This window comes from Hymenobacter sp. (assembly GCF_035709525.1).
Classification (GTDB): Bacteria; Bacteroidota; Bacteroidia; order Cytophagales; family Hymenobacteraceae; genus Hymenobacter.
Genome location: NZ_DASTEP010000228.1, coordinates 1 through 6110, shown reverse-complemented (window position 1 = coordinate 6110; position 6110 = coordinate 1). Strand labels below are relative to the sequence as shown.

General features: G+C 61.0%; 10 protein-coding genes. 5 read left to right on the top strand and 5 right to left on the bottom strand.

What is annotated here, in order from left to right:
* The 4 genes from VFO93_RS20005 to VFO93_RS19990 all read left to right on the top strand — a co-directional run.
* The coding region (locus VFO93_RS20005) for a hypothetical protein (protein ID WP_325136165.1) at nucleotides 1-613 on the top strand (613 nt) is incomplete at its 5' end.
* Nucleotides 614-642: 29 nt separating this feature from the next.
* Nucleotides 643-996 carry a hypothetical protein gene (locus tag VFO93_RS20000; RefSeq protein ID WP_325136164.1) on the top strand — a complete coding sequence of 118 codons (354 nt, stop codon included), beginning with the start codon at nucleotides 643-645 and terminating at the stop codon, nucleotides 994-996.
* Between the two features lie 132 nt (nucleotides 997-1128).
* A complete protein-coding gene (locus VFO93_RS19995; protein WP_325136163.1) occupies nucleotides 1129-1845 on the top strand; it encodes a ZIP family metal transporter in 717 nt (238 codons plus the stop codon).
* A 75-nt stretch (nucleotides 1846-1920) separates the two neighbouring features.
* Nucleotides 1921-2646 (top strand): hypothetical protein, encoded by a 726-nt coding sequence (locus tag VFO93_RS19990; protein WP_325136162.1) that lies wholly within the window; start codon nucleotides 1921-1923, stop codon nucleotides 2644-2646.
* Nucleotides 2647-2678: 32 nt separating this feature from the next.
* On the opposite strand, the gene VFO93_RS19985 is transcribed toward VFO93_RS19990, so the two are convergent.
* The 3 genes from VFO93_RS19985 to VFO93_RS19975 form a co-directional block, all read right to left on the bottom strand.
* Nucleotides 2679-3005 carry a hypothetical protein gene (locus VFO93_RS19985; RefSeq protein WP_325136161.1) on the bottom strand — a complete coding sequence of 109 codons (327 nt, stop codon included), beginning with the start codon at nucleotides 3003-3005 and terminating at the stop codon, nucleotides 2679-2681.
* Between the two features lie 157 nt (nucleotides 3006-3162).
* Nucleotides 3163-4107, bottom strand: coding sequence for a J domain-containing protein (locus tag VFO93_RS19980; RefSeq protein WP_325136160.1), 945 nt, complete (start codon nucleotides 4105-4107; stop codon nucleotides 3163-3165).
* A 93-nt stretch (nucleotides 4108-4200) separates the two neighbouring features.
* Complete coding sequence (locus tag VFO93_RS19975; RefSeq protein ID WP_325136159.1) at nucleotides 4201-4536, bottom strand: DUF3140 domain-containing protein; 336 nt, start codon at nucleotides 4534-4536, stop codon at nucleotides 4201-4203.
* Nucleotides 4537-4738: 202 nt separating this feature from the next.
* Between VFO93_RS19975 and VFO93_RS19970 the strand changes: the two genes are divergently transcribed.
* Nucleotides 4739-5233: a DUF6799 domain-containing protein gene (locus tag VFO93_RS19970; protein WP_325136158.1), complete on the top strand. Its 495-nt coding sequence runs from the start codon at nucleotides 4739-4741 to the stop codon at nucleotides 5231-5233.
* A gap of 68 nt (nucleotides 5234-5301) precedes the next feature.
* Here VFO93_RS19970 and VFO93_RS19965 read toward each other — a convergent pair whose 3' ends face one another.
* On the bottom strand, nucleotides 5302-5505 hold the full coding sequence (locus VFO93_RS19965; protein WP_325136157.1) for a hypothetical protein: 204 nt from the start codon (nucleotides 5503-5505) through the stop codon (nucleotides 5302-5304).
* Nucleotides 5506-5584: 79 nt separating this feature from the next.
* The gene (locus tag VFO93_RS19960; protein ID WP_325136156.1) at nucleotides 5585-5983 is read right to left on the bottom strand and encodes a septal ring lytic transglycosylase RlpA family protein; all 399 of its coding nucleotides are present in this window, start codon (nucleotides 5981-5983) and stop codon (nucleotides 5585-5587) included.
* Between the last annotated feature and the right edge of the window lie 127 nt (nucleotides 5984-6110).

Sequence of the window (6110 nt, the reverse complement as noted above, 5' to 3'; positions counted from 1 at the left end):
CCAACGCGGCGGTGGCAGCGGCTACCGCCAGCAGCAGGCGCAGCAGCCCGCGCCGGGCACCATCAAGACCAAGAAATACCAGTTCGACACCAACACCTACACCCGCATCGCGATGGCCGACGTGTGGCGCAAGGAGTGGTGGTATGCCACCATTCCGTTTGCGGTGGGGCTGCTGCCGGCGCTCATCTGGCATTCGTGGTGGTGGCTGGCCTTGAGCGTGGTGCTCACGGTGTTATACGTGCTGCTGCGCTCGGCCCAGATTACGGGCGTGACGCAGATGGAGCAAAGCAAGCCTCTGTTTGAGCGCATGAACTACGAGATGGACCAGCGCCAGTTCATCATGCGCCAGAGCGAGCAGCGCGCCATGGCGTTGCCCTGGGACCAGATTGCCCGCGTGCGCCGCGAGCCCGACGCCTACCTCATTTACCTCAAAACGCCCGCCGAGGCCCTGGCCGAGCTCAAGCCCTGGCGGCAGTGGCTGGCGCGCACCTTTGATGTCCCAGTGTTTCTACATTTGCCCCTGCGCTTGTTCAACAACGACAACGACCGCAAGCTGTTTGAGAGCCTGCTGCGCCGCAAAAACCTGCTGCCCGACGCTGCGCCGGCCGCTTAGTATCTGCTAATCACTTGACTACCCTTTTTATGAAAAAGTCGTTTCTCCTGCTGGCCCCCGCTGCCTTGCTTTTCCTCGCCTCTTGCAGCAGCGAGCCCTCCGACTGGCGTCCCGAGCAAAAAGTATCGCTCGACACGGTAGACCCCGGCACCCGCGCCAGCGAAAACTTCGACAAGAGCGATGACCCCAAGCCCGGCGACAAACACGACGCCATCGGCGAGCCCGCCAGCAAAGTGCTGCAAGGCAACCTGACCCGCCGCGCCGCCCCCGAAGCCGGCGCCGTGATGAGCGCCGACACCAAGCCCGAAAACGCGGCCAAAGCGCCCGAGCAAGCTACCTCGTCGCAGCAGGCCGACGCCAAAGCGGAGAAGGAAAGCGAGTAGCGCTGCCCAAGTGCGACTGGTGGCTTGCCACCAAAACCTTTTTGATGGAAGTGCAACAATGTTGTGGAAGCGTTCACAACCTTGTTGCACTTCTGCGTGTTCAGGCCTTCTATGTGGGTTGCTATTTTACTTTTGACCGCGACGGTGCTGGGGGCGGGGGCGGTAGTAGGCGTGGTACCAGTGGCGCGCACTACGCAGTGGCTCAAGCCGATGCTGGCATTTAGCGGTGCTTACTTGTTTGCGCTCACCATCACGCACCTGCTGCCCGAGGCGTTGGCGCTGCTACCCGCACACCCGCACCGCGTAGGCTACTGGGTGCTGGCGGGTTTCTTTGGGCAGCTGCTGCTGGAGGTGCTTTCGCAGGGTATCGAGCACGGGCACGTGCACGCGCCCGAGGCGCAGGAGCGCGGCCAGGTGCCACTTCTGCTGCTGGCGGCGCTGGTAGTGCATTCGCTGCTGGAGGGCAGTATCTTGCTGAAAAGCCAGGCCGGGCTGGTGAGTGAGAATTTTTATGCGCTGGTGCTGGGCGTGGCGTTGCACCACATTCCGGCCGCCGTGGCGCTGGCTACGCTGCTGCGGCTGCGGCTGGGCAGCCCGCGCCGGGTGTGGCCCTGGCTGGGGGTGTTTGCGCTGGCCTCGCCCATCGGGCTGCTGTTCAGCAACTACGTGGTGCTGGAGCAGCTGCTGAGCACCGATGCCTACGCGGCGCTGCTGGGCTTCGTGGCGGGCACGTTTCTGCACGTGTCCACTACTATTTTGTTTGAAACCAGCCCCGAGCACCGGCTCAACTGGCCCAAGCTGGGCGCTACATTGGGCGGGTTGCTGCTGGCGCTGGGCGTGGGCAGCTAGCAGGAAGTTGGGTAGCGGCCGAAGTGGCGAAGTGTCCTTTACCTTCGGTTACCTTTTCCTCTTCACCCTGCCCTCATGCGCCTGCTTTCTACCCCCAAAGTGCTCCTGCTCGGACTAGGAGTACTTGCCTTAAATGCCTGCCGCAAAGACCAGCCCGAGCCCGGCCCGCCCGAATACGCCGACTGGTATGCGCTGCGTGCGCCGGAGGGCCGCGCCATCCAGGCAGTGGCTGGCAACATCGACAGCACGTTGGTTATTTCCACCCGCTTCGCCATTTACCAGACCAAGGACCGGGGCAAAACCTGGCTGAAATCCAACTACACCGATAGGGTTGGGATAGAAGGCTTTGCGCAGCGGGGCGACACCCTGCTGGCGATGACGGCCACGGCGGGCGCGGCCACGCCGACCAATATCGCTTATGCGGTGAGCCCGTACTATTGTAGCCTCGATAAGGGCGCTACCTGGCAGAAGTACTTCTGGCGCTGGCAGCCCAGTCTCGACCCAAAAACCGCGCTCAACCGGGCCACCTCACCCGCCGGCGTGGCCTACGAAACCGAGTTTCGCCTGACGCCTATGCAGCCAAGCGCGGCCACCAGCTACGTGGAGACGATAGGGATTAAAAATGCTTTAGGAACGCATCTGACGCTGCCGCACGACCACACTATCACCAGCATTGCCTTCGATAGGCAGTCGCGGCTATATGTAACCGCTTCGGCGGCGCTGTGCGGCCAGCGCGAAAACTTCGCCTTTTGCGGCGAGCAAAACGGTATCTTGTACGTGTCGAAAAAGCCGCAGCCTTAGCTACCAGGCAATGCGAAATAACGCAGCTTGCGCTACCCCTCCAGTAGCGGCCCGCCGCCCGTGATAAACCGCTCAAGCTGCCGCGCTCGCGCCGTCTCGCGGGCCAGGGCATCTTGTAGGCGCAGCACGCGCTGGCGCATCAGCATCACCACGTCGATGGCCTCGGGGGCCAGGCCCAGGCCGTGGTGCAGGCGGGCCAGGCGCGGCAGTAGCTCGTCGGGCTCCTCTACCTCGATGGTATCGGGCGCGGGCGCGGGGCGCAGCAAGCCCAGGTCCAGAAACTGGTGAAGCTCGGCCCGGCCCAGGCCGTAGCGGGTATCGACTTCTTGGAAAGTGAGAATTAAGACGCGGGTTTCCATTTATGTTAGTGCTTGGTTGTTAGTGCTTAGTGCTTGGTTGTTAGTGCTTGGTGCTTAGTGCTTGGTTGTTAGTGCCTCGTTGTTAGTAGTTAGTGTTTGGCGTTGTGTTGAGAGGCAATGTGCCAAGTACTAAGCACCAAGCACTAACAACCAAGCACTACTCTTCGCCGCGCAGCCGCGCCAGCTGTTTGATGAGTTCTTTTTCCGGCTCGGTCAGGTTTTGGGGTAGCTGCACGTTGAGGCGCAGGTAGAGGTCGCCAAACTTGCCGTCTTCGCGGTACACCGGGAAGCCCTTGCCGCGCAGGCGCAGGCGGGTGCCGTTGGTGCTTTCGGGCTTGATGTTGATTTTGACGGAGCCGCTCAGCGTATCCACCGTTTGGGAGCCGCCGAGCAGGGCGCGGTACAGGCTCACGGGCACGTCCTGGGTCAAGTCGTCGCCGGTGCGCACGTAGCGCGCATCGGGCCGGATGCGGAAGGTGATGAGCAGCGAGCCGTTGGGGCCGCCGTTGCGGCCGGCGCCACCCTGGTCGCGCAGCCGAATGGTTTGCCCGTCGGCCACTCCAGGGTGGATGGTAATGCGCAGGTTCTTACCGTTTACCGTGAGGGTGCGCGGCCCGCCGTGGTAGGCTTCTTCCAGGCTCAGCTCCAGCTCGGCCTGGTAGTCCTGGCCCGCGCCGGGGCGGGTGCTGCGGCCACCGCCCGCGCCACCCATGCCGCCGAACATCGAGCTGAAAAAGTCGGAAAAATCCTCGCCCTCAAACGACGCCCCGCCGCCGCCGAAGCCGCCAAACGGGTTGCCGCCCTGGCCCTGCGTGTACTGGCTCCAGTCGAAGCCGTCGGGGCCGCGCCCCGCGCCGCCCGCGCCCTGCTGCTCGTAGCGCTGGTAGTCGGCCCCAAACTGGTCGTACTTCTTGCGCTTCTCGGGGTCGGAGAGCACCTCGTTAGCCTCGTTTACCTCTTTGAATTTCTGCTCGGCCGTCGCGTCGTTGGGGTTCACGTCGGGGTGATGCTGGCGCGCGAGCTTGCGGTAAGCCTTTTTAATCTGGTCGGCGGTAGCGGTTTTCTCGACGCCGAGTATTTTGTAATAATCCTTGTAGTCCATGACGGTGGGTTTTGAGTTTTGAGTCGTGAGTTCTGAGTCTTGAATGGCATCGTGTTGAAAAGCAACTCAAAACTCAGAACTCAAAACTCCTAACTATTTCAGCGGGTCGTGGCCCCAATTCATGAGCGAGTAGCGCCAGCGCGAGTGCTCGACGTCGCCGTGCGGGCGCTGGGCCGAATGGCGGCTCACGTAGGAGTGTACTTTGTGCATGTGGGCCTCGTCGTCGGGGGTGATATCGGCCTTTTTCTTGTGCAGAATGCGCACAATGTGCTCGCCCGACTGGTGGCCGATGCTTTCGCCGCCGTCCTTTGCCTGGCCCACCGACTTCGACTCGTCGGTTTTCAGCCAGCGTTCCAGCTCGCTGGCCGTCATGTTGACGTCTTTTTTAAACTCAGCCTGAATGTCGGATTTAGAAGAAGCGGTGCTCATGGTGGGAAAGAAAAAAGCCGAAAAAAGCGTAGGGTTAATTCAACGGTAGCCGGCCGCTAAACGTTGGGCGCGGCATCTGGGAAATTTAGCTTAAACTTGTACTTCGGAAAGAATATGGCCGGGCTATTCAACCGCTTGGCACGGTTTTCTGTATGCTAGTTCTGTTATCCTGACTCTTTACCAAGTTTTACCTACCTATTTTATGAAAAGTATCTCCCGCATTCTGCTGGTTGCCTGCTGTTTATTCACTGCCTACGGCGCGCAAGCCCAGGCGCGCCCCGCGCCGCGCGGCCGCGTGGCCCCCAAGCCCCGCGTAAAAGCCGGCGCGGCCATGATGAAAGACGGCGTGATGATGAAAGACGGCAAGCTCGTGGCCACCGAAATGGGCATGACCAACCCGCTCACCGCCGATAAAACCCTGCGCAACGGCACCGTTATCACCGCCGCCGGCGTCGTGACCGGCAAAGACGGCACCACTACCCAGCTCAAAGAGGGCGACTACGTGTCGCTGACCGGCCGCATCGAAACCCGCGCCGAAATGGCGGCCCAGGACAGCATCCAGAAGCTGCAAGCCTACGACCTGAAGCACCCCGGCAAGCGCAAGGAAATGGAAAAAGCCCGCGAAAAAGCCGAGAAAGCCAAAGAAAAGGCCGACAAGGAAAAAGAAAAGGCCAAGGCCAAAGCCGAGAAAAAATAAGCTGAAATAGCTCAGCTTTAAGAGTAAAAGCCCGGCCGTTGCGATGCGCAGCGGCCGGGCTTTTTGCGTTAGCGGGCGGTGTAGTCGGCCAACACGGCGAGGCCGGCCGCGTCGTCGTCAGCCTCTACCACCTCGTCCATCACTTGCTGGATTTCGGCGTCGGTCCAGCCTTCGTCTTCGGCGGCTTGCACGAAGCTCGACAGGGCTACGAAGCGGCCACCGGCCGGAGCCGCCCAGGTTATTTTTTTGCGGATGTTGTGTTGCTTGGGCATAGTGTAGCGTAAGCTTTAGCTTGCGAGGCGTCGGGGAAAATTTGCCCCAACGCGCCGCAAGCTAAAGCTTGCGCTACATTTATTTGGCGGGCACGGCTTTCACTACCTTGAGCTGCACGGGGGCCACGCCGGCTTCGGTGAGGCCGATTTTCTTGGCCGCTTTCTTCGACAAGTCCACGATGCGGCCCTTCACGTGCGGGCCCCGGTCGTTGACGGTGACTTTGACCGAGCGGCCGGTTTTGGCGTTCGTGACTTTGATTTTGGTGCCGAAGGGCAGCGTATTGTGGGCGGCCGTGAGCTTGCCGGGGCGGTAGGGCGTGCCGCTGGCCGTGCGCTTGCCGGCAAACTTATCGGCGTAGTACGAGCCCTGGCCGCTTTGGGTGAAGGCCGATTTGCTGCCGCCGCAGCTCGTGATGAGTAGCGCTAAAGCGCTAGCTAGCAGCTTTAAAAAAGAAGGTGTTTGTTTGGTGAGGTGCATAATTTGGGTATTCATCTTCAGCTCATTGGCCATCTCAAGCTAAAAGCCCACCTTGCGGCCGAAGTTTTTTCTTCTCCCATTTTCCCTCTCCCAACCCCCATGAAAAACGCCTGTAAACTCGTGGCCG